The organism is Flagellimonas sp. 2504JD1-5 (assembly GCF_053618295.1).
In genome coordinates, this window is record NZ_JBSIOU010000001.1 from 514,214 (window position 1) to 535,751 (window position 21,538).

At 37.7% G+C, this 21,538-nt stretch carries 22 protein-coding genes; 7 read left to right on the forward strand and 15 right to left on the reverse strand.

Translation table 11 applies throughout. The features are described from left to right. The 3 genes from ACULLG_RS02280 to ACULLG_RS02290 all read left to right on the forward strand — a co-directional run bounded on the left by ACULLG_RS02280 (nucleotide 1) and on the right by ACULLG_RS02290 (nucleotide 1,266). Complete coding sequence (locus ACULLG_RS02280) at nucleotides 1-303, forward strand: hypothetical protein (protein ID WP_452125147.1); 303 nt, start codon at nucleotides 1-3, stop codon at nucleotides 301-303. Nucleotides 304-434: 131 nt separating this feature from the next. Further along, nucleotides 435-887 carry an NUDIX domain-containing protein gene (locus tag ACULLG_RS02285; RefSeq protein ID WP_452125148.1) on the forward strand — a complete coding sequence of 151 codons (453 nt, stop codon included), beginning with the start codon at nucleotides 435-437 and terminating at the stop codon, nucleotides 885-887. Continuing rightward, complete coding sequence (locus tag ACULLG_RS02290; protein ID WP_452125149.1) at nucleotides 853-1,266, forward strand: VOC family protein; 414 nt, start codon at nucleotides 853-855, stop codon at nucleotides 1,264-1,266. The genes ACULLG_RS02285 and ACULLG_RS02290 overlap by 35 nt, the downstream gene beginning before the upstream one ends. 420 nt (nucleotides 1,267-1,686) lie before the next feature. Here ACULLG_RS02290 and ACULLG_RS02295 read toward each other — a convergent pair whose 3' ends face one another. Continuing rightward, nucleotides 1,687-3,372, reverse strand: a complete 1,686-nt coding sequence (locus ACULLG_RS02295) for a tetratricopeptide repeat protein (protein ID WP_452125150.1) — start codon at nucleotides 3,370-3,372, stop codon at nucleotides 1,687-1,689. Nucleotides 3,373-4,005: 633 nt separating this feature from the next. On the opposite strand from ACULLG_RS02295, the gene ACULLG_RS02300 reads away from it, so the two are divergent. After that, complete coding sequence (locus tag ACULLG_RS02300) at nucleotides 4,006-5,052, forward strand: fatty acid desaturase family protein (RefSeq protein WP_452125151.1); 1,047 nt, start codon at nucleotides 4,006-4,008, stop codon at nucleotides 5,050-5,052. 81 nt (nucleotides 5,053-5,133) lie between these two features. Then, complete coding sequence (locus ACULLG_RS02305) at nucleotides 5,134-5,328, forward strand: cold-shock protein (RefSeq protein WP_452125152.1); 195 nt, start codon at nucleotides 5,134-5,136, stop codon at nucleotides 5,326-5,328. 134 nt (nucleotides 5,329-5,462) lie between these two features. On the opposite strand, the gene ACULLG_RS02310 is transcribed toward ACULLG_RS02305, so the two are convergent. The 12 genes from ACULLG_RS02310 to ACULLG_RS02365 all read right to left on the reverse strand — a co-directional run bounded on the left by ACULLG_RS02310 (nucleotide 5,463) and on the right by ACULLG_RS02365 (nucleotide 13,507). Further along, the gene (locus tag ACULLG_RS02310) at nucleotides 5,463-5,714 is read right to left on the reverse strand and encodes a hypothetical protein (RefSeq protein WP_452125153.1); all 252 of its coding nucleotides are present in this window, start codon (nucleotides 5,712-5,714) and stop codon (nucleotides 5,463-5,465) included. Beyond that, entirely contained in the window at nucleotides 5,711-6,559 is an 849-nt protein-coding gene (locus ACULLG_RS02315; RefSeq protein WP_452125154.1) for a prohibitin family protein, read from the reverse strand. Before ACULLG_RS02315 ends, ACULLG_RS02310 begins: the two co-directional genes overlap by 4 nt. A gap of 141 nt (nucleotides 6,560-6,700) precedes the next feature. Further along, nucleotides 6,701-7,369, reverse strand: coding sequence for a M15 family metallopeptidase (locus ACULLG_RS02320; protein ID WP_452125155.1), 669 nt, complete (start codon nucleotides 7,367-7,369; stop codon nucleotides 6,701-6,703). Next, nucleotides 7,353-8,438 (reverse strand): alanine/ornithine racemase family PLP-dependent enzyme, encoded by a 1,086-nt coding sequence (locus ACULLG_RS02325; protein WP_452125156.1) that lies wholly within the window; start codon nucleotides 8,436-8,438, stop codon nucleotides 7,353-7,355. Before ACULLG_RS02325 ends, ACULLG_RS02320 begins: the two co-directional genes overlap by 17 nt. Then, complete coding sequence (locus ACULLG_RS02330) at nucleotides 8,435-9,514, reverse strand: DUF1611 domain-containing protein (protein ID WP_452125157.1); 1,080 nt, start codon at nucleotides 9,512-9,514, stop codon at nucleotides 8,435-8,437. The genes ACULLG_RS02325 and ACULLG_RS02330 overlap by 4 nt, the downstream gene beginning before the upstream one ends. Beyond that, a complete protein-coding gene (locus ACULLG_RS02335) occupies nucleotides 9,511-9,717 on the reverse strand; it encodes a hypothetical protein (RefSeq protein WP_452125158.1) in 207 nt (68 codons plus the stop codon). The genes ACULLG_RS02330 and ACULLG_RS02335 overlap by 4 nt, the downstream gene beginning before the upstream one ends. Before the next feature lie 45 nt (nucleotides 9,718-9,762). Further along, the gene (locus ACULLG_RS02340; protein ID WP_452125159.1) at nucleotides 9,763-10,095 is read right to left on the reverse strand and encodes a cupin domain-containing protein; all 333 of its coding nucleotides are present in this window, start codon (nucleotides 10,093-10,095) and stop codon (nucleotides 9,763-9,765) included. Nucleotides 10,096-10,557: 462 nt separating this feature from the next. After that, nucleotides 10,558-10,713 (reverse strand): hypothetical protein, encoded by a 156-nt coding sequence (locus ACULLG_RS02345; protein ID WP_452125160.1) that lies wholly within the window; start codon nucleotides 10,711-10,713, stop codon nucleotides 10,558-10,560. Nucleotides 10,714-10,821: 108 nt separating this feature from the next. After that, on the reverse strand, nucleotides 10,822-11,382 hold the full coding sequence (locus ACULLG_RS02350) for a helix-turn-helix domain-containing protein (RefSeq protein WP_452125161.1): 561 nt from the start codon (nucleotides 11,380-11,382) through the stop codon (nucleotides 10,822-10,824). A gap of 308 nt (nucleotides 11,383-11,690) precedes the next feature. Continuing rightward, the gene (locus tag ACULLG_RS02355; RefSeq protein WP_452125162.1) at nucleotides 11,691-12,557 is read right to left on the reverse strand and encodes a sigma-70 family RNA polymerase sigma factor; all 867 of its coding nucleotides are present in this window, start codon (nucleotides 12,555-12,557) and stop codon (nucleotides 11,691-11,693) included. Nucleotides 12,558-12,573: 16 nt separating this feature from the next. Further along, nucleotides 12,574-13,308 (reverse strand): NYN domain-containing protein, encoded by a 735-nt coding sequence (locus tag ACULLG_RS02360; RefSeq protein ID WP_452125163.1) that lies wholly within the window; start codon nucleotides 13,306-13,308, stop codon nucleotides 12,574-12,576. Nucleotides 13,309-13,312: 4 nt separating this feature from the next. Then, nucleotides 13,313-13,507, reverse strand: coding sequence for a small ribosomal subunit protein bS21 (locus ACULLG_RS02365; protein ID WP_452125164.1), 195 nt, complete (start codon nucleotides 13,505-13,507; stop codon nucleotides 13,313-13,315). A 797-nt stretch (nucleotides 13,508-14,304) separates the two neighbouring features. On the opposite strand from ACULLG_RS02365, the gene ACULLG_RS02370 reads away from it, so the two are divergent. Continuing rightward, on the forward strand, nucleotides 14,305-15,522 hold the full coding sequence (locus ACULLG_RS02370; RefSeq protein ID WP_452125165.1) for a phage integrase SAM-like domain-containing protein: 1,218 nt from the start codon (nucleotides 14,305-14,307) through the stop codon (nucleotides 15,520-15,522). Nucleotides 15,523-16,132: 610 nt separating this feature from the next. On the opposite strand, the gene ACULLG_RS02375 is transcribed toward ACULLG_RS02370, so the two are convergent. Together ACULLG_RS02375 and ACULLG_RS02380 are read right to left on the reverse strand one after the other, a co-directional pair. Continuing rightward, nucleotides 16,133-17,305: a sensor histidine kinase gene (locus tag ACULLG_RS02375; RefSeq protein WP_452125166.1), complete on the reverse strand. Its 1,173-nt coding sequence runs from the start codon at nucleotides 17,303-17,305 to the stop codon at nucleotides 16,133-16,135. Next, complete coding sequence (locus ACULLG_RS02380) at nucleotides 17,305-18,177, reverse strand: LytR/AlgR family response regulator transcription factor (protein ID WP_452125167.1); 873 nt, start codon at nucleotides 18,175-18,177, stop codon at nucleotides 17,305-17,307. Before ACULLG_RS02380 ends, ACULLG_RS02375 begins: the two co-directional genes overlap by 1 nt. Before the next feature lie 115 nt (nucleotides 18,178-18,292). On the opposite strand from ACULLG_RS02380, the gene ACULLG_RS02385 reads away from it, so the two are divergent. Then, nucleotides 18,293-21,532 (forward strand): SusC/RagA family TonB-linked outer membrane protein, encoded by a 3,240-nt coding sequence (locus tag ACULLG_RS02385; protein WP_452125168.1) that lies wholly within the window; start codon nucleotides 18,293-18,295, stop codon nucleotides 21,530-21,532. Nucleotides 21,533-21,538: the final 6 nt, after the last annotated feature.

Genomic DNA, 21,538 nt, shown 5'->3' on the forward strand with positions numbered 1-21,538 from the left:
ATGAAAGAGAACAAGAAAAACAACATCCTAAAACGAGTAATTGTAGATTATAAAAAATTGAGCAAGGATATTCTGGATCTTATCATGGAAAAATATGCGGATGGGTATGGAGATAGGGATATCATAAGTTTCAGAAACGCCCAAGGCGAATGGGTGGAATGCATTGAGGTCAAAACAGAGGACACTCTGTATTTGGTAAAAGTAAGTAAGCGACTAACAATGGCCATGGAAGAATATGATGATGAGGAATCATCAGAAGATCAAATAAACATTAATGAGTCCAAAGATTTTGAAGAAGAATAGACTTGAAAAGAGCACAATTGAATGCGAAGTGAAGTATACCCTCTCATTATATCGGAATTCCATTTGATTAGCTAACTCAACCCTTTGGGGGCGGTATATTTTTTCTGCCCCCTTTCAACAAACAAAGGAATATGAAAAAAATAGTCAAATCAAGATTATTGGCTGTCAAGGGAACCAAGATCATGGTCCTTAAAAAAGTTGGAAAACCCATTAGATATACATTGCCCGGAGGTGTCAAAAAACGAAAAGAAACCGAAGAAGAGGCCCTTATTAGGGAAACGGGTGAAGAAATAACCCTGAAATTGATTGAAGAACAGGTTCAATTTTACCTGTCCCACATTAAACGAACCGAAACCGAAACCATAAATAAAAACTATTATTACGCCCGATTAAAATCATCAAAAATCAAGGTTTTGGAAAAACATAAATTCGAAACGGTGCTTTGGCTGAATTGGAAGAAAGCAGTTGAGTTTATGGATAAATCAGACCGTATGGCCATAAAGGCATATTTTAAGAACATAGGAAGAAAACAAAAAAGCAAAGACAATTATGAACGCCAAGTTTCACCTCGCATTGCCCTGTAAGGAAATTGAAGAAACCAAAAATTTCTATGTAGACATTATAGGCGCAAGTTTAGGAAGGAATACCGAAAAGTGGTTGGATGTCAACCTTTTTGGCAACCAATTGACCTTTACACAGGCCGGAGACTTCAAGTTTGAGTTTAAAAGCTATAAGTTGGAGGACTATATTTTGCCTTCATTTCATTTTGGTGTTATTGTGCCCGTAGATATGTGGGGCAAGCTCTACACGAAGCTCTTTCAACTGGATTTGGAGGTCACAACCGAAGCTACATTTATGCAAAGTAAAAAAGGAGAACATCTTTCGTTTTTGGTCCAAGATCCCAATGGGTATATGTTGGAGTTTAAAAGTTTTAAGGATGTTGATGAGATTTTTGCCGTATAACGGGAAAATCTACCAACCGTATCCCCTGTACGTCCAAAAAACAAAAGCCTTCGCGTCATTGAGTGACTATGTTTATTGAGTGTTTATTTAAAACCCCATGAAACCTTCAATAAACAATGGAGTTTTTTACAGCAAATTAGAAATATTTGCTCGCTAAACAAATTCGCTAGTGGCAAGATTTGGGGCTTGCAGCACTGCGCTGCGCCTCGTTCGCCAATACATTTATCAAACCAAGTATTTATCTCTAAGAATATTTTTTGCAACCTTCGGGAGCAATTCAAGATGTGTATCGTAATGGAAAACTTTAACGCTGACAGGAAGGTTCTCTTGAAAAATCTTCAAGTTATAACAGTGATTCTTGGAAAGTCGGAACAAAAAATGAAGCCAATGAAAATTGAGAATGGTTTATTGAAACACATATTAACTATTTGTGTTCTTTTCTAGAAATATTTTTGCTTCTTTAATTTCTGGTCTATCACCAACTACATTTTCAGTTTGTTTAAGTAATATTTCGAAGTACATGGTCGCTTTTTCAATATCACCAATATGATTGGCCGCTACGGCCGCACCATAAATAGCATTAAATCTATTTGGGCGTCTTTTTAAATTTAATTCATAAGCAGTCAAAGCTTCTTGCGGTTTATTCAAGACCAAAAGCATATCTGCCAAAAGTTCATCGGCAGGTAAGATTTCGCCAGGTGTTACAGGATGTTTTGAGGTCTTACTTTCCATATCTGCAGCAGCGGACATAAGGGTTAAGGCTTCTTCTTCATTACCTTTTTTTAATTGCATCCATGCCTCAATTGTTTTAATTTGAATGTTAACCTGATTTGCTTTATAAATATCATTTATGGCTGTCAACTTTTGTTTGGAAGCATATAAAATGTCCAACTCATTTTGAGCAGATTCTAATTTATCCATATGAATATTTCCCAATGCTCTTGCAAAATGTAATAGCGATGACTGCCAAGGAAACTCTACCCATTCTATCTCTAATTTTTGAGGTAACTCAATATTGGCAGCTTCTTCCCAATTTTTGTTTTCAACTGCCAAACGTGCGGGAATCGCAGCGGCAGTATAGGCAATTTTAAAATTTGGAGGGAATATTTCTTCAAATGTCTTAAGATAATCGTATTGGTCATAAGCAAGCTTATTGTTTCCTGTTTGCAGATAGGCATAAACCAAGTAGCCCATAGCGTGTACTTCTTCATCCCAATGCGCTCCAGGAGCAATACTTTCTGCATAGCAAATGGCAGATTCGGCGGACTTTAAGTTTGTGCTAATCGATTCATCCCAAAGCCCCAGACGTGTAAATATGTGTGACGGCATATGTTGCGCATGTGCCGAATTTGGAGCAATATCCGCATAGCGCCTAGCCGTGCTCAGACCCAGCTCGGCCAGTTCCGGATAATCATAGGAATGGATAATATAGTGGGCTATACCCGGGTGGTTGGGTTCTTTTTTGAAAAGATTTTCCAGTATTTTGCCTGCTTCCCTTTGTTTGGAATACGTCATATCGCTGGGTACGGCTGATGCGCGAAGGGCCAAGGCATAAAAAACGGCAACCTCGGTATCATCACTATTTTCGAGGTACATTTCTTCCATTTTTTTAGCATACCTCGATTTTCTGGTTTGATTATCTACTGTTTCCCAATCTTTGTAAAAAGCACCTATTGCATCTAAATATTCTCCTGCTTTTTCCGATTTGGGCAATTTTTCGGCGATTTCCAATAGTTTTACCCCTTTTTCCAAAACTGATTTTTCAGGTGGTGCCCAAAGCCCATGATAAATACTCATCGCCACGCCCCAATAGGCCATCGCGCATTCGGGGTCTGTGTCAATGACCTGCACAAAGGCTTTTTCCGCTTCGATATATTCAAACGAATGGAGTAGTGATATCGCAAGGTTGAAGGTTTCCCTTGTTTCGTAATTGCAGGATTCCGAAAAGTTGACCTCTCCAAACTGTCCATTACCACACAATTGGAGTTCACCCCTTAATAGGTTCAATGAGGTCAAGTTTGGATCAGCTTTTTGGTTTTTACAGGAAGAAATTGAAAAATAAAGGAAAGTTCCCAGAATGAGCAGTGCGCTTATAGAATATTTCATTCTGAAAGGTACCTAATTAATTTAAGGGTTTGGGGCAAATGCAAAAGATACGGACAAGTGGGCTTCCTGCCCTAATCTTACCATAATTATTACTGATAACAAGCCATACTGTAATTTACAATTCCTTTAAACCAACAGTTCAAAGAACTTCCATAATTCCCCCCCCCAGTTCCATTAAGTAGTCATTTAATGGAGCAATAAAAAATATTAACATACTTCACTTTCATTCAATTTTAGGTTTTGGTTAGTTATGGCCACAACATATCTTAAAATATTGAATATCAGCATTTAACATATAATTGGGCAATATTGTCCAATTATACGCTAACTTTGTCGAGTTAAAATTCGGAAAGCTCCGATTAATCTTGTCTTCACAGATTCAATATTCTTTTCCAGCTCTCTCTATTTTTCAGCAATAGTGCAAAAAATTATTTTAAGCTAAAGGTAAGGGCGGCGACACGGTTTTCACAATAGGACAAGTCTTCACCAATAGATATTTCTCTAAGCACCTAATAGACTTTATGCTTATCTATAATTCTTGAGACCATAGGTTGAAAAGAATTAAAACAAAATCACAGTTGTATCAAAAATCCAAAATTTTCAAAAAGAACAAGTACTGACTTCTCAAAAACATTGAGAAATAGGGTAAATACATATTTTAAAACGAACAATATCAGCAAGCATGCCAACAAGAGCATGATCGGTAAAACCATTCTCATGCTGGTCGTGTTCTTCGCACCCCTAATTCTGATAAATATTGGGGTAGTTGCATCTCCATGGCTACTTTTTACCTTATATATAACTAGTGGAATTGGAATGGCCGGAATTGGAATGGGAATCATGCACGATGCCATTCATGGTTCGTATTCCAAAAATCAAAAAGTAAATAAATATCTAGGTTACACCATGAACCTAATAGGTGCGAACGCAACGGTATGGAAAATTCAACATAACGTATTGCACCATACCTATACAAATATAGATGGAGCGGACGATGATATAAACGCACCTTTTTTCCTTCGTTTTTCACCGCATGCCAAAAAAAATGGTCTTCATAGGTTTCAATACCTATATGTGTGGTTCTTTTATGGACTGTCCACAGTTTCATGGGTAACCGCCAAAGACTTCATAAGACTGGGACGCTATAGAAAAATGGGATTCTTGAATAAAAAGAATGAGTTCAGAAATGAACTTGTAAAAATTATAGGCTGGAAGCTGTTATATTATTCCTATGCTTTGATCATCCCTTTGTTCATAGTGCCATTGCCCCCATGGATAATTATCTTGGCCTTCCTTAGCATGCACTTTGTTACAGGACTTCTGATAAGCATTATATTCCAGGTGGCACATATTATGCCCAGTACGGAATTTCCGCTACCTGATGAAGATGGGGTAATCGAAAGCGATTGGTTTGCACATCAATTGGCCACTACTACCAATTTTGCGCCCAAAAGCAGATTATTTTCCTGGTTGATAGGGGGGTTGAACTATCAAATAGAACATCATCTGTTGCCCAATATCTGTCACGTGCACTATAAAAAACTATCAAATATCGTAGCTGGTACCGCTAGGGAACATGGGATGCCCTATAATACAAAAAAAACATTTGCTGGTGCCATTATGGACCACATTGGTGTTTTGCGAAAGTTGGGGAAAATGCAGTCCGTTTCCATAAAATAAGGACGCAATGTTTAATACAAGAAAACAATGAATATTATAAAACAAATATTGAATAAAATAGTAAACAATAAATATAAAGTAATGAAAGAAGGAACAGTAAAATTTTTTAATAGTGCAAAAGGGTTTGGTTTTATTAAACCTGCGGATTCCGATGAGGATGTCTTTGTCCACCAGAGTGGCCTTATCGATGAAATTCGCGAGAACGACAATGTGAAATTTACAATGGAAAGAGGCGAAAAGGGAATGAACGCGGTCAATGTTGAATTGGTCAAATAGATAGATCTCTTATTTTCCAAAACAGTTGAAATGCCACCTTTAAAGGTGGCATTTTAAGTTTTGTTCGTTGTCTTCCCTTTGTTGAAGAAGTTGGAATCCGTGGGAAACGAATGCCTTTGGAATTAATTCATTCTTTAGAAGAGCAAAAACCACATAATGGTAAAGCATGCTGAAATAAGAAGGGTGGTTAAACTGAAAGTGCCATTGAGCCAATTGTGTGCTAGTTTGCTCAAAAGATTCATGGGAGGGTCGGAATAATAATTGTACTGGTGTTTTTCAATCATTTGGTGTCTGTAAAATCCTCTAACACCACCAACAACCAAGTAAAATAGCACAAACATACCAATTATCGATTCTGTATTAAAATACCGTGATATTATTATCATTTGTTTTTAATTGCTTTACCTACCCCAATAAAAGGAATTGCTCCAGCACCCGTTACCTCGGGTAAAATCCCGTTCCATTTTTCTATGGCCTTAAGGTTTGCTTCTATTTTCCTGAGTTCGATAAGGTCAGGTGAAATATTCATTTTTTGTAATCGTAGTGCCTCTGCTTCTGCTGTTGCGGCCGCAATGGTTTGTTCTGCTTCTACTTTTATTCTGTCCAGGTCTCTTTTTGCCTTCAATGCGTTTTGTTCTGCAGTTTGTTTTGCCTCAATAGCGTCGGTAAAGGTTTGGGAAAAGCTAAATGAGATAATCGAAAAAGCATCGACCGATATGTTCGAAGCGAGCAATCGCGAAGTAAGGGCCTCTTGCATTTCGGTACTAACAGCTGGTCTTTTGGTAATCAATTCCTCGGCAGTGTATCTGGCAGACACCGCTTTCATTACCTCTTGAATTGCAGGGTCAATGATACGTTCCTTGAATTCCACACCAATGGTTTGATAAACCAAATTTGCTTTATCGGGTATGATATGATAGTTAAGGGCCACGGATAAATCCACATCCTGCAAGTCCGAAGATGAAGAAGCAGCATCGGTCATTGCCTTTTGAATTTTTACGTCCATTAAGATGACGGTTTGCACTATTGGTATTTTGAAATGGATTCCTTCATTCAACACATTGTCCTGTACAGCTCCGAAATTCTGGACAACCCCTCGCTCACCTGCACCGATTTGAACCCATGGTTTAAATGCAAACAGCAATATCACCAATGTGGCAATAATGATTAGAGTTCTTCCTCGCCCTTTTTTTAATACGTTTTTCAGCTCACTTATAGGATCATTATCCATAGTAATTCGGTTTAACCATAAAGATAGGATTTGCAATGCCTGAGCATGTTATACTAATTCAAGCGAATCTTATATAAATCACACATTATCATATATAATAAAAGGCTATATGCTGTCCGATTGGTTAAACGTTTATCGAAATTAAATTGTGGGTCCATAAATGGCATACTCCTTTTCTTTTTCAATGGCCCAAACCACATTGCCGTAATCAAAATGCCAATATTCCTTCAGATCACATACAAAATCTTCGTTTTCAAATAGACCAATCAACAAGGCCCTATTTTTTTTCGCTTTAGCACTAATATCCGGATGGTAGGGATAACATTTTTTTGAAAGGTCGATTTCCAAACCATTGTTAGTTCCAAAATCCATCACACCACCTTCAAGTTTATCATAGATCAAAGCATCTACTGCTCCACCTGTAGCATGCATGGACTTTGTTGGGGGAGCGATAAAATAGCTTACGGTTTCCTTAATTTCTATATCCGATTTTTCGGGATGTTTTTTCTTGTAATAGGCAAATTTGGAATCCCATAAAAGTTTTTGGTGTTCAAAAGATCTCCATGCAGAACGAATGATCAAAACTTTATTTTGCCTATCCAATTGTTTGCTGATCCGGCCTATTTTTGTTAGAATATCTTCCCTGATCAAGTACTTATAATCCTTGGAAATTGAAGGCTCAAAAATCAAATTAAAATTAGTGTCCATCAAACTCACTAGTGGGGAATGATTTTCTCGAATCCAAATGGTGGGGGCTAAAAGTTTATGCTGAAGGTCTTTTGTCTCGACCGCCTTACAGTATGCTTTCACATTCATATTGATTGATCGTATTTTTTGCAATGTAGGGGGTATTAAACACTCTTAACAATGCACTATAATTCAGGTCGAACGCTACGGTATCCCCAACTCTTAATTTTGTTTTGGTATTGTCTATCAACATATGGTCACTGCTAGCACCCAGTACGGTTATTTTTTGTTTTGGAGTGATTCCTGAAACCATGACATCTTGCATTCCAATCGCAAGAACCGCCCTATCCATCAAGCCATTATTCTTGAACCTAGGAATATCACCATTCGCATTTTGATATACTTCTCCATAGGGTTGTGATGGTTTTCGTTTTGCTTCGATGACCTCGGTCACTAATGTGAAAATATCGGTAAAAAGTCCCTGTATAGGTTTTCTACAAAGTGCTTCTCTTCCTAAAAAAATAGATTCCCCCAATCGTAAGCTATTTATTCTGCCCACATTTTTTGAAGACGTAAACCAGTTATAATTCGCTGAGTTTCCGCCGGACACCATAGTCAGCGAGATTTTGAATTTTTCTTCCAGCCGGATTGCTATCGAAGACAACTCGTTCATTTTGCCCGCATCGGGGCTTATTCCACCAAAGCATGCCAGATTTGTTCCAATACCTATCAAGGCCAGGCCATCCAAGTTCAGTACTTCTTTTACATATGCATTCATATCCGAGGGCATGATCCCTTCTCGCAGGTCACCAAGTTCCACCATCAGGATAACCTTGTGTATTATATGGTTTCTTAAGGCATATTCCGAAAGTTTTTTTAGAACTGCCAATTCAGAATTTAGACTCATATGCGAATGAATCACCACCTCTTCCACTTGGCTGAGCGCAGGTGTTCTGAGTAATAGGTACTGTGCCCGTATACCTGCTTTACGCATTTTTATAATATTTGAAATTCTTGAGTCAGCAAGAATTTCAACACCATTTTTGACCAATATTTCGGCAATTATTGGATCACCCCCGATCACTTTGGTAACACCTATTATGTTGATGCCCTTAGAGCCATAGAGTATTTTCAGCTGTTGTACGTTGTAGGCAATCTTTCCTAAATCAATATCTATCCGGGGAAGGTTCAAACTAACACCGACTCTCTTTTTAACTCTGGAAATGTTTTGATCAATTCCTTTACCAATTTATCGCATCCATACATTAGTACATCTGTAACAGGCAGATTAAATTCTGATTCATACTCGCTTATTACATGATGCAATTCAACAGGGGTCATGTTTTCATGGTTAATGGTAATTGCTATGACCGATGATTTGGAGAATATCTCTATCATTTCAATCTCATCTACCAAGTCCAGCATTGGAATTTTGGGATAGTCACAATAACTTTTTCGTTTTGGAGGATGTTGTATGACAATAGCATCTGGCATTGCCCCACGTAGAATGGCACTTGAAGAGGTAAATGCAGGATGACTCAAAGCTCCCTGGCCTTCAACAACGATGATATCCGGATGTTCTTGTTCGTAGGCATTTAGGATGGCGTTTTCAACTTCCCCGGTGGCAAACCCTGATGTTAACACATCTATGGCCACTCCGTATTTGGATCCTTGTAGTATACCAGTTTGACCAGTGGTCACGAAGACAGCGTTCAGACCTTCATTACGCAATGCCTCCACCAATAGTAATGCTGTAGTTCTTTTGCCAACAGCACAATCGGTACCCATTATCGCGATTATCGGAATCTTTACTTCTTGGATACGTCCCGAAAAATTATGGAGATTTTCACGTGCTGGAGGTTTCCTTACGTCTTGTATGGTTACACCATATTTGAGCGCCACATTGGTATATTGGATGTCATCGTTAAAAAATTCTGGAAGCCCATTAATGATGTTCATCCCGCTTTTCATGGCGGTAAAAATGACTTCCTTTTGTTCGTTGTTCAAAAATGAATCGATCGGGGCGATACCATAGATAAAATACTCAGGAATGGCACTTAATTCTTCCAAAGCGTGCCCAATATTTTCAAAAATGGGGATTCCATTGCTTACGCCATCAAGATGTTCGCCCGCATCTTGTCCCGTCTTGGAACTATCTATGATTCCAACAATAATGTACTTTTCCGATTGCCGAACAAGTCCGTTGGCTACTTTACCATCTACACTTCCAAATTCATTCTCGCAATAAACCAATGTATTCGCTTTCATAATTTGTTGTCTAAAGTTTTCTGAAATCTTGGAACTGTATCCCAAGAATTCAGTTCCCTATCAAAATAGACCAGTTCATTTGCCAGAGGGTCGTTTTGAATGGCACAGTAATATACTTTGCGCGCGTACAAGCGCACAACAAGGGAAACCGAAGGCCTTACTTTGGCACAGACGACATCTCCTATTTTGAATCTATTCTCCATTTTATTCTTTCCTATAAGGCGCCTTTTATTTTTAACGCAGATAACTTATTCACTTTTAATAGTGGTGCAGATCATTTTGAACTTATGATTCGCTTCAATTGAGCTGGTAGAGTGTCCCGGTATGAGTATGGAGTCTCCCTTTTGCAAGAAGGTAGAGTTATCATTGATAACAACTTCAGCTTTGCCTTCGATGATAAGAATAAATCTCAAAAAAGGAGATTTCTCATATGATTGCACTTTGCCATAATCAAATACAAAGGACTGTATGACACAATTTGTATTGACTTCTATGTTTTTTACCACGATCGCGTTGGAACTGTATTGCAATACATCAGCCAAATTAAACTTCTTGCATTCTTCAAATTCCCCTCTCTCCATGGTCAAGTTCGCGGTTAATGTTTATCTACTCAGCCCTATTTTTGACATCCCGTTTTGCTTTTTTGGCAGCTCTCTTCTCTTTTGGTGTGCTTGAGGGCGCTGTTTTTCCTGATTTCTTTCTTCCTTCTTTTTCTTTTGACATGATAGATGTATTGTGTTAGATTTTGATTATTCTAATAAAACGGCTGCTAGCAGCACAACCACTAGCAGTATAAATGACAGCGCACATTTTCTCATTGCTTTAGTTTTTTGTTGGTTATCGACTGGTTGGAAATAGAAATGCAAAAGCAGTAGTTGCGGGAAGCTCTTATTGTTTACAACTGGTATATAAGTAAAAAAAGAGCAGTTTTTTGGTTGCTGCTCTTTTTTGGCTTCCAAATAATTTAAAAGCACATATCACAAACAAAATCAAATTCTCTTTCTCTTATTATGATGTGGGCCATGTTTTGGCCGCTACCTTAATTATTTCTTGATTTTGACCAAATTGGGTTTTAGGTTTTTTTCCCATCTATTCTGTACAACGGTTTGTGAATTTCTCTTATCAAATACCGGTCTAAAGACATCCGCTAATTTTATGATAATAGTATAAACTGAATTGTTCTTTTCAAATATGCCCATTTACACTGTATGTTTTGAATACTACTTGATTAAAATTATAACAGTAGGTAAAGGTGCGACGAAACAACAGGAACTTTGCTATATAAATATTTGTAAACCTTACATATATCACAGGTTCTCCAAGTTTTGCTGTCTTTTTCTTTTCATTTTTTTGAAAAAGGATGGTGTGAGGCCAGTGATTTTTTTAAACTGATTTGACAAATGGGACGGACTGCTGTAGTGCAGTTTATGGGAAATTTCGGCCAAGTTGAACTCATTGTATAGCAACAGTTCTTTTACCTTTTCAATTTTATGTTTGATGATATAATGCTGTATGGTGATTCCTTGTACTTCAGAAAATGTATTCGACAAATAGGTGTAATCGTATCCTAATTTTTCACTTAAATAGCCAGAATAATTGATTTTTGGAATTTCATCGGTATGATGGATCATTTCCACAATGGCAGTCTTTATCCGCTCAATTAAGATGCTCTTAGTATCGTCCAGCAATTCCAGTCCAGATTTAAGAAGATTATGTCCAAACAGAATCAGTTTGTCCGCTGGAACGTCTTCCATGATTTCAACCATTCCAAGATCCAATATTGTGTGCTCCAAGTCCAACTTTGTTAACTCCTCCTTTACCAGCATTTTGCAGCGCTGACTGACCATGTATTTAATGTATAATCTCATATCCTTAGTTTAATCGCCAAGTAAAAATTAAGGTGGTCACATAGCTAGTGCGCACAAAGGGCAATAGACTTTTATATCTTAACTCCCCGACAGTCAAAATCTGATTTTCTACTATGATTGTAGAAATTTGGGGTCCCTTGAAGACGGTGAAAATGCTGAAAACTGCCTTTTAAAGATAGGCAATAAATGGTGTTTTGATGTAAGAAAACAAAATCATTTTTTAACCCTTGAATCCAACATAAAAAGATATTGCAAGATTAAAAATGAGATCCATTTTTATTGCTAAGGAATCTTTTCAAAAACAGAACCTAGTCCAAATATTCTTTAAGGAAATTGCACTTTGAGGACGCTCTCAAACGCAACAATGCCCTTGTTTTTATCTGTCTTATACGTTCTGTAGTAATGCCTAGTTGGTAGGCAATTTCATTCATTCCAATGGCATTGTGAGATCCAATACCGTAATACTTCTTGATCACGTAGGTCTCGCGATCTGAAAGGATATTGAGCAATCCCTCCAATTCTGTCCTTAACGAATTTTCAATAAGACCAGTTTCGGGACTATCGGAATTGCCAGAACCTAAAACGTCGTAGAGTGTAAGATCGTTACCCTCGGCATTTAATGTTTCATCCATTGACATTGGCCACATGGAATGTTTCATACATAGTTGAACTTCGGCAAGGGAAACATCAATCATTTCTGAGATTTCCTCAGCATATGGGGGTCGTTGATGGGTTTGTTCAAAATAGGAGGAGGCTTTGGTTATCTTGTTGATCACGCTTATCTTGTTTAAAGGCAATCTCACCATTCTCGTGGTTTCCGTCAATGCCTGAAGTATTCCTTGGCGTATCCACCAAACGGCATAGGATATGAATTTAAATCCGCGGGTCTCATCGAATCGCTTTGCAGCCCTTACCAATCCGAGATTTCCTTCGTTTATCAAATCGAGTAATTTTAAACCCCGGCCTTGATATTGTTTGGCCACTGATATTACAAACCTCAAATTGGAATTCACCAACTTTTCAAGGGCCAAATTGTCTCCATTTCTTATTAGAATTGCCAATTTGACTTCTTCATCCTCTGTAATCATGGGGATACGGCCAACATCAACGAGGTATCTTTTAAGCGATTCTCCATCCCTATTGGTAACTTGTTTTGCAATTGAAAGTGGCCTCATAGTATTTGGTGTTTAATCACATCGAACTTCGGACATAAATAAGGTTTCCGTTGCCCTTGGGATTGTTCCTTTGTCCAATTTCGATCTCGTCAATTGATTTGATCAAGGGAGTAAGTTTTCGAAAGCCATAGTTCCTTGCATCAAAATTGGGTTGTTTCTTTAATAAAAGTGCGCCTACTTCTCCCAAATATGCCCATCCCTCTTCATCCTCAACATCCGCAATAGTGGATAGTATCAGATCCACGACCTTTGGAGTGATTCTATCTACCTTGTTCTTTTCATCTTTTGATGATACTGGAGAAGCCCCGAGTTCAGTTTTTTGCAAGATTTCAAGATAAATGAACTTGTCACAGGCAACAATAAATGGATTTGGGGTTTTTCTCTCCCCTATACCAAAAACTGTCATCCCTGCTTCCCTTAGGCGTATTGCCAGTCTTGTAAAATCACTATCGCTGGAAACAAGTGTAAATCCGTTTACCTTCCCAGAATAGAGAATGTCCATCGCATCTATTATCATTGCGCTATCCGTAGCGTTTTTCCCAGTGGTATATCCATACTGCTGTACAGGTATGATGGCATATTTCAGTAGAACATCTTTCCATTTGCCCAAGCTGGGTTTTGTCCAATCCCCATAAATTCTTTTAATGCTGGGGTTGCCATATTTTGCAATCTCCTCCAACATCTCTTTGACATATCTTGAGGGAATGTTGTCGCCATCTATCAACACAGAAAGGTTTAGGTCCTTGTCCATAGGATCAATCTTCCATTGACCTTAAAAATTTCTCTTTATAGATCGCTTTGGCCACTTTATCCCTTCGTAGCTTGGATTTTTTTTTAAACTCTTGATTGTCTTTGATTAGTTTCAAATGTTGGGTGCTCCTGAACTTTCGTTTGTACCTTTTCAGAGCCCTTTCAATATTCTCACCGGGAACAATTTTAATTATAAGCATGTCTTTTTTTATTTTGTTCGATAATAAAACCCTTGTCCATAAACGGGAACCATGAGCACATAAAAGCACTTTGCTGGTAAAAAGTAGAGCAAAAGCAGTACAGCGCCAACCTTTATGGCATTTGGTCATGAATGTTGAAACTTTCAAAAAATAGCTTAAAATGGGCCCTTTGTGGTAATGGGAAACTGGTAATGGAGAGGGCTCTCTTTTTTATTTCAAGACTGGCTCAATTTTCGTGATAGTCTGCAAAGTTTAGTAAAGAAACGGATATTAATCGAATGTAGCGGTTTAAATTCCCTTTATTATATTTCGATTAAAACTTTAGCCTAGCGAAACGATAATAGGTTCCCTGATACCCTACATGCTAAGGGGACAATAAAAGCAACATTTTTTGGAGCTTAAGTACCCGCAAGTTTAGGTTGGTTTTTAAAAAGTTAACATAGATAGCAACTGAAAATTAGATGAAAAGCACAATAACTTGACGGATTTTGAATCTGTTAATGTTAAATTTTACTTAATCTGAAAGAAAATTTCAAAAGTGTGCACAAACTGTGCATTTTGAAAAACAAAAAAGCCCTCACATTTGTGAAGGCTTGTATTTACTAGTGGAGAATACCGGAGTCGAACCGGTGACCTCTTGCCTGCCAGCAAGAGGATTTGTATACCAAGCCGAATCTAGATAACATATAACTAACTATTTATCAGCGATTTAATTAAATATATGTATTTATGATGTCAAATAAAATCATCCATTTGCGTGCAAATTGCGTGCAAATTTTTTTCTACCTTTGACTGAGATGAATACCAATTTAAAACTTTCTTTAGACACTCGCAGGAAGAAAAAAGATGCCTCCTATCCTATCATTTTACGATTGACACATTTTCGTAAAACCACCTCGATAAGTTTAGGGCAATCTGTTGGCAAAGAATATTGGGACGCTAAGAACGAAAAAATAAAGAGAGCTTTCAAAGGCACTTCGTCAGTTAGCAAATTGAATAATCTGCTTTTGAAGGAAAAAACCAGAGCTGTAGATATAATCAATGACCTACATGAAAAGGACGAACTCAACTTTTTATCAATTCTACAACTCAAAAATAAAATTGTAAAAACCTCCTCTTTTAAATCGTTTATTGAATATGGTAAATACATTATACATGATTTAAAAAAGGCGGAACGTTTTGGAAACGCAAATACGTATTACGCAGTAATCAAGGTGTTAGAAAAATTTACAGAAGGAAATGATATCAAGTTCAACGAAGTCAATTATGACTTTCTTAAAAGATTTGAGAATTGGCACTATTCGAGGGGAAACTCCGTAAATGCTCTTTCCACTTATATGAGGACGATTAAGGCAATTTTCAATAAGGCCATCAAATCAGATGTCGTTACTAGAGATGCTTATCCTTTTACCCATTACAGAATTAAAACCACTCCAACAGAAAAAAGAGCTCTTGATGCTGATAGTATTAAATCCATAATGCTTTTAAAGCTGAAAGAATCGGATAGCTTGTTTCACTATAGAAACTATTTCCTGGCTTCTTATATGTTATATGGAATCTCATTTATGGATTTGGCATTTCTAAAAGTTCAAAATATTGTTGATAACCGTCTTAAGTTCCAGCGAAGAAAAACTTCCAAACCTTATGATATAGGTGTTACTCCCCAGCTAAAAGAAATACTTTCATTTTATCTTAGCAACAAGGACAAATCTGACTTTATCTTTCCCATAATCAAAAGAGAAATTTTTGAACTTCAGTACAAAGATGTTTTATGGGCAAGAAAAAGATATAATAAGGGACTGAAAGAGATTGCGGTTAAATGTAATATAGAGCAACGGTTGACATCGTATGTGTCCCGTCACAGTTTTGCCACCCAAGCCATGTTGCAAGATGTTCCGCTACAGGCAATTTCCGCAATGCTTGGCCACAATCGATTATCCACCACTCAAATCTACCTGAAATCCTTGCCCAGTGAAATCTTGGATGATTACAACAAAAAGTTAGTAGAATTATAAAGTTGTTTATTGCTTGTCCCATTTCTTACCCTTAAACTTTGCGCTTGGATCCTATGGGATTTTTGTAGTGTTCAGATAGATTAGCGTAAAACAAAAATATCATAGGGCGCATTCTATTTTTTTGATTTGCCTAAAGGTATACCGAACAATGACCGAAAGGGAGTTGGTGGTATAGCGAGAGGGTAGCACGGCAAGCCGGTGCTACGTTGTCCGGTTTCTGGCCAAAAGGCCAGTAAAATTAATACATCTTGCAGATTACTTCTCTTAATGAAATATCCATTTTTTACTGTAAAAGCCCTTGGGACCCCTAAAAACATTGAAAAAGTTTACAGTAAAAATACAAAAACCAAGAATAATGAAATGATGCTTTTTGATTGGTCTAAGAATATATGGGACCAACAGTTTTCCAATCATTATTTTTTGAGAATTGGGTTAAATCCCTTTGAAAGCCCTATAAACAGAGTGAAAAGTTGACCTATTTTTTCTTTAAAATCAAATTATTGCCTCGCTCAGTAGTATTAGTTAGGGCAAGATTTGGGGCTTGCAGCGCAAAACTCAGTTTTGCTCGCTTTCAAAAGTTCCAATAACTTAAACATCGATTCGGCCGATATTATTTATTAAATATTTGATATAGAATAGCATTATTTTGCTCTTTATTGTTTTGAGAACACCAATTCAAAGGTATTTTAATTACATTTTCCACCCCTCTTTTATTTGGCAGGTTGCGAATTTTAAAGCTGAAACTTTCCGGATACTGAGCTTCAAGACGTTGTTTTATTATCCGAAGCCCGTTACCTTTTTTGTTGGAAATCACATGATATCCATTCAATGGTAGACCGTCATTCCATAATTTAAAAACTAAAACATCTTGATTTTTGAAAATATCTATGGATAGATTAAGTTTCTTTTTTTTGAATCCGTATCCATGTTTTACCGCATTTTCAACAATAGGTTGCAGAAATAAATTTGGAACAAGGCAGTTATCCAACCCTTTTTGAATATCTATTCTTACTGTCAGGTCTTCTTCAAATCTTATCTTTAAAATATGAAGGTAATTTTTAAGATTGTCCAGCTCATTTTTAAGGGTTATCTGAACAGCCTGATTATGATTTAGAATGTTTCTTAGCATATCACCAAGACTGGCCACCAATTCTTGAGCTTTTTCCGAATCCTCATCTATTAATGAAGAGATGCCATTTAAAGCATTGAAAATAAAGTGTGGCTGTAGCTGTGAGTTCAAAGCAGAAACCCTAGCCTCTGTCAATTGTGATTCAAGTATGGCCTTTTTTGATTCTTGATCCTTTATCCCTTTGAAATAATAATAGATCAAGATAACACCCAACATGGAAAAATAGGTTAAAAAGTTGGTGTCCATATATTTTATCACCCTATCCAACAATACATTAAAAAAACCAATCTCAAATGAAATCCTACCTGTAAGCCAATAGGAAAGAAATAGTACTGGGAAGATGAAAAATCCAATTAAAAAGGAAAGCACCAAATGAATGGGAATCAAAAGAGAAAGTCTTATTTTTTTGTGATCGAACCCTTTTTGAATCAGATAAGCGACAAAGGACATGAATGAGATGACCACAACCCAGTCCAATAGTATTGCATCCAGATATTTGGATGGGTGGATTACTTCACCAAAATCCGGAATTTGATTATAGTACAACCAAAGAAAATTTAGGTATTTAACTATTTTCCAGATGGTATAGAAAATGGTTAGTATCAGCACAACCCTAAAATAATCTCGATTTTTGATATATTTCTCAAGGCCCATTATAATCCAAGCTTTTGTAATGTAGCGTTCCTATAAGATTTGCTCACCCTGAACTTTCGATTTTTGGGCATTATAATGTCTATTTCATAGTAGCTTGACGCTTGGATTTCGATTATGAAATCTCGATTTATAATTGTAGACCGATGTATTCGAATAAACTTGGAATCATCCAACGATTTATAAATATTGGTCAACGAATCCCGAAGCACCACTTTTTTCTCTTTTTGGTACAGCTCGGAGTAACTGCCGCTTGCAAGAAAGTACAAGATTTCATTTGTAGGAACAAAGATTGTTTTGTTACCTAGCTTCACAGGGATTTTATCCAAGGGTCTTGAGTTGATTCGTTCAATTTTTAGATCAATTTCCCTTATAATTTCGTTGAAGCTAAGGGCGTTGTTCTGATACTTCATGATTTTCAAATGTTGCAGAACCCGATTGACACAAGCGTCAAACCTGGTCTTGTCAAATGGTTTTAAAAGAAAATCAAATGCTTGAAAATCAAATGCTTTGAGTGCATAATCATCGTAAGCACTTACAAATATTGGAAGTGGTATTATATGCTCTTTCAGTTGGGAAAGGACATCAAAACCTGTCATATCCTTCATTTTGATATCAAGAAAAATAAAATCCGGGCTAAGTGATTTTATTTTCTCTACAGCAATTTCGCCATTCTGACACTCATCCAAAAGACGAATGTTACCCATATGGCTAAGCAGTCTTTTTATTCTTTTTCTGGCCAAGGCCTCATCATCAATTATTAAGCAAGTAAAGTCCATGCCATCAATAAGAAGTCTGTTGAAGGCATCAAATGTAGTAATGATTTCAGGCGTTAAACTTTGATGATTATCAGCATTATTGGCATATACGTCCATTCAAATTTGTTTTAAGTCCCTTTAAAACATAATGACAATCGTTCGCCACAAAACGGGGACATCAGCCTTTAAAAACCAATAATTTGGCGACCTAACTCAAAATAAAATTCGTCGTATGAAACAAAGTTTATCTGCATTGATACTACTGCTCATGGCATTTGGTATCAATGCCCAGCAGAGGACTATTTCAGGTACAGTATCGGACCAGACAAGTCTTCCATTACCTGGGGTTAACATTGTCATTGAAGGAACTACAATTGGCACACAATCCGATTTTGATGGCAACTATGCCATCAATGCCGAAACAGGTCAGGTATTATTATTTACTTATATAGGCCAAAAAGATGTCCGGATTACCATAGGTTCTTCTGATGTAATAAATGTAACTATGGAAGAGGATGCCCAGGCATTGGAAGAGGTCGTTGTTACCGCATTAGGGATTAAGAGGGAAAAACAGGCCCTTGGATATGCAGTTACTGAAGTTGGCACGGAGCAACTAGAATCTAGACCCGAAGGTGATGTTGGAAGGGTACTCCAAGGGAAAGCTGCAGGAGTACAAATTTTGCAACAGAATGGGCTCTCTGGGTCTGGCACAAATGTAATTATTAGAGGATACAGCACTTTTAGCTCTAGCAACCAAGCACTTTTTATTGTTGATGGGGTCCCTTTCAGCACGGATACCAACTCCTCTGGCAGGATTGGAGACCGTGATGATTTTGTCAACGGCAACAATGGTTCGAGCAGATTTTTGGACTTGGACCCGAACAATATTGAAAGTGTAAACGTGCTCAAGGGTCTCGCTGCAGCCACTTTATATGGGTCACAGGGAAGGAATGGCGTCATACTGATTACAACAAAATCTGGATCTCTCTCCAATGATGGCCCTAAAAAGACAGAAGTAACTGTTAATTCTTCTGTATTCTTTAATGAGGTTGCATCAATTCCAGATTACCAGAATGAATACGGAAATGGATTTGATCAAAACTTTGGTTGGTTTTTCAGTAATTGGGGACCTTCTTTTACTAGGGAAGGAGCTGCAGGCTGGGGTGCCCAATCCCAAATTGATGATAACGGGACCCTTGCACATCCCTACTCCACATCAACTCCGGCTATTCAAGCTGCATTTCCTGAGTTTCAGGGAGCCCGATACGAATGGAGGCCATATGACAGTGTAAAAAACTTTTTTAAAACGGGCATTGTTACAAACACATCAATTGGTGTCAGAGGAAATTCTGAAGATGGGAAAACGGCTTATAACATGAGTTTTTCGCATTTGAAAGACCAAGGGTTTACACCCAATAACTCTCTTACAAGGAATAACCTATCCGTAGGAGGAAGGTCGCAGCTGTCCAATAAGTTCACGATTGCCGGGACCCTTAATTTTTCACGAACCAAATTTGTAGCTCCACCAGTAGCTTATAGTTCTGGAAGCGGTGCAACGGGAACAGGGTCTTCTGTTTTTGGGGATATTTGGTTTACACCTAGAAGTATTGATATTCAGGGTCTTCCATATCAAGACCCAATTACTGGAGGAAGTGTTTATTACCGTCAGGACAATACCATTCAGCACCCAGTCTGGACAGTTTTCAATGCAGAATTTAGCCAAGAAACCAATCGGGTTTTTGGACAAGCATCTATACAATATGACCTTACAGACAATTTGAACTTGCTTTATAGGTCAGGTATTGATGTATATTCTGAAAACAATGTCAACTTACAGAATAAAGGAGGGATTAACAGTCAAAGCAATGATATTAGATTGGCCAGCGGAATTTATGAGACTTGGAATAACACCAGTACCATTTGGGATCACAATCTTGCACTGAATGGGGATTTCGACATTACTGATAAAATAGGAACCACTTTTAATATTGGAGCAACGTCAAGACGTACAATATTTGATCAAAACGGAGTTTCGAGTGATGGACAACAAGTGTTTGGCGTATTACGGCACTTTAATTTTCTAAATCAAAATGAAATCCAGGTCTTCAGGGAACGAAATCTTGTAGGGGTATATGCGCAAACAGATTTTGATTATGACAATTATGTTTATTTAACGCTTGCGGCCAGAAACGATTGGGTATCCAATTTCTTCAGGGAAAATAGATCTCAGTTTTATCCTAGTGCCAGTGTATCTTTTATCCCCACCAAGGCCATTGACGGTCTGAAATCGGAAAAAATTCTCAATTACCTTAAGGTAAGGGCGGGAATTGGAGTTTCGGCAAACTTCGATACACGTTCCCCATATCCTGTTGCCAATACGTTGTTCCTTGACACTCAAGATAGTCAGGATAATACTGCAACAAACGTAGTTTCCAATTCAACAGGAACCCGTTTGGGAAATCCAGATTTGGAACCAGAAACTTTGGAAGAGATTGAATTAGGAGTGGAAACAAGATGGTGGAATAATCGAATTACACTAGATGCCTCAATCTATAAGCGAAACACAAACAATCTTATCTTGGATAGACCTTTAGATCCGGCTACAGGTTTTGTGGTTACATCTACCAATATCGGTAAAATTGAATCGGAAGGGGTAGAGGCCGATTTAAGCGTAACTTGGATTCGCGCCGAATCGGATGGATTCTCTTGGAGTTCCAATTTGAACTTTACGGCATATGAGACCACTGTTGTAGATCTGGGATTGGATACGGATCAAGTTATCTACAGCGGATTTAGCAATTTGGGGAATGCTGCTGTCGAAGGTGCTCCTTTTGGTGCAATTTTCGGAACGCGTGTCCTACGAGATGATAGCGGAAACCTAGTGGTAGGCCAGGATGGAAATTATGTCCAGGATCCTACGGATGGGATTATTGGTGACCCCAATCCAGATTGGGTTATGAATCTGAGAAATACGTTGTCCTATAAGAATTTTACCCTTGGCTTTCAATGGAATTATACCCAAGGAGGCGATATTTATTCACAGACCATTGCTACGTTGTTGGGTAGAGGGTTAATACCCGAAACTTTAAATAGGGAGGATACTTATATTTTGGAAGGGGTAGATCTAAATGGTAATCCAAATAGGGTTCAGTTGAACAACTCCCAGTACTTTTTCAATAACCTTCTTTTCGGTCAAAGTGAGTCAAAGATATACGATGCAACTACTATTCGATTGCAAGAAGCTTCGCTGAGCTACTCAGTCCCCAAGAAATTCTTGGAAAAAACTCCATTTGGACAATTGGTTTTTACTGCTTCTGGCCAAAACTTATGGTTCAGGGCGGTCAACACACCAAAAGGAGCCAATCTGGATCCAAATACCTCTGGAACAGGAGTAGGAAATGGGTTTGGTTTTGACTTTATCAACGGACCCAGCTCGCGCAGATATGGATTTAGTCTTAAAGCATCATTTTAATAAAAA

Bases quoted from the DNA above. Each gene is read 5' to 3' on its own strand.
- ACULLG_RS02280 (WP_452125147.1), top strand. From the start codon at position 1: ATGAAAGAGAACAAGAAAAACAACATCCTAAAACGAGTAATTGTAGAT.
- ACULLG_RS02285 (WP_452125148.1), top strand. From the start codon at position 435: ATGAAAAAAATAGTCAAATCAAGATTATTGGCTGTCAAGGGAACCAAG.
- ACULLG_RS02290 (WP_452125149.1), top strand. From the start codon at position 853: ATGAACGCCAAGTTTCACCTCGCATTGCCCTGTAAGGAAATTGAAGAA.
- ACULLG_RS02295 (WP_452125150.1), bottom strand. From the start codon at position 3,372: ATGAAATATTCTATAAGCGCACTGCTCATTCTGGGAACTTTCCTTTAT.
- ACULLG_RS02305 (WP_452125152.1), top strand. From the start codon at position 5,134: ATGAAAGAAGGAACAGTAAAATTTTTTAATAGTGCAAAAGGGTTTGGT.
- ACULLG_RS02310 (WP_452125153.1), bottom strand. From the start codon at position 5,714: ATGATAATAATATCACGGTATTTTAATACAGAATCGATAATTGGTATG.
- ACULLG_RS02315 (WP_452125154.1), bottom strand. From the start codon at position 6,559: ATGGATAATGATCCTATAAGTGAGCTGAAAAACGTATTAAAAAAAGGG.
- ACULLG_RS02330 (WP_452125157.1), bottom strand. From the start codon at position 9,514: ATGAAAGCGAATACATTGGTTTATTGCGAGAATGAATTTGGAAGTGTA.
- ACULLG_RS02335 (WP_452125158.1), bottom strand. From the start codon at position 9,717: ATGGAGAATAGATTCAAAATAGGAGATGTCGTCTGTGCCAAAGTAAGG.
- ACULLG_RS02340 (WP_452125159.1), bottom strand. From the start codon at position 10,095: ATGGAGAGAGGGGAATTTGAAGAATGCAAGAAGTTTAATTTGGCTGAT.
- ACULLG_RS02345 (WP_452125160.1), bottom strand. From the start codon at position 10,713: ATGGGCATATTTGAAAAGAACAATTCAGTTTATACTATTATCATAAAA.
- ACULLG_RS02350 (WP_452125161.1), bottom strand. From the start codon at position 11,382: ATGAGATTATACATTAAATACATGGTCAGTCAGCGCTGCAAAATGCTG.
- ACULLG_RS02355 (WP_452125162.1), bottom strand. From the start codon at position 12,557: ATGAGGCCACTTTCAATTGCAAAACAAGTTACCAATAGGGATGGAGAA.
- ACULLG_RS02360 (WP_452125163.1), bottom strand. From the start codon at position 13,308: ATGGACAAGGACCTAAACCTTTCTGTGTTGATAGATGGCGACAACATT.
- ACULLG_RS02365 (WP_452125164.1), bottom strand. From the start codon at position 13,507: ATGCTTATAATTAAAATTGTTCCCGGTGAGAATATTGAAAGGGCTCTG.
- ACULLG_RS02370 (WP_452125165.1), top strand. From the start codon at position 14,305: ATGAATACCAATTTAAAACTTTCTTTAGACACTCGCAGGAAGAAAAAA.
- ACULLG_RS02375 (WP_452125166.1), bottom strand. From the start codon at position 17,305: ATGGGCCTTGAGAAATATATCAAAAATCGAGATTATTTTAGGGTTGTG.
- ACULLG_RS02380 (WP_452125167.1), bottom strand. From the start codon at position 18,177: ATGGACGTATATGCCAATAATGCTGATAATCATCAAAGTTTAACGCCT.
- ACULLG_RS02385 (WP_452125168.1), top strand. From the start codon at position 18,293: ATGAAACAAAGTTTATCTGCATTGATACTACTGCTCATGGCATTTGGT.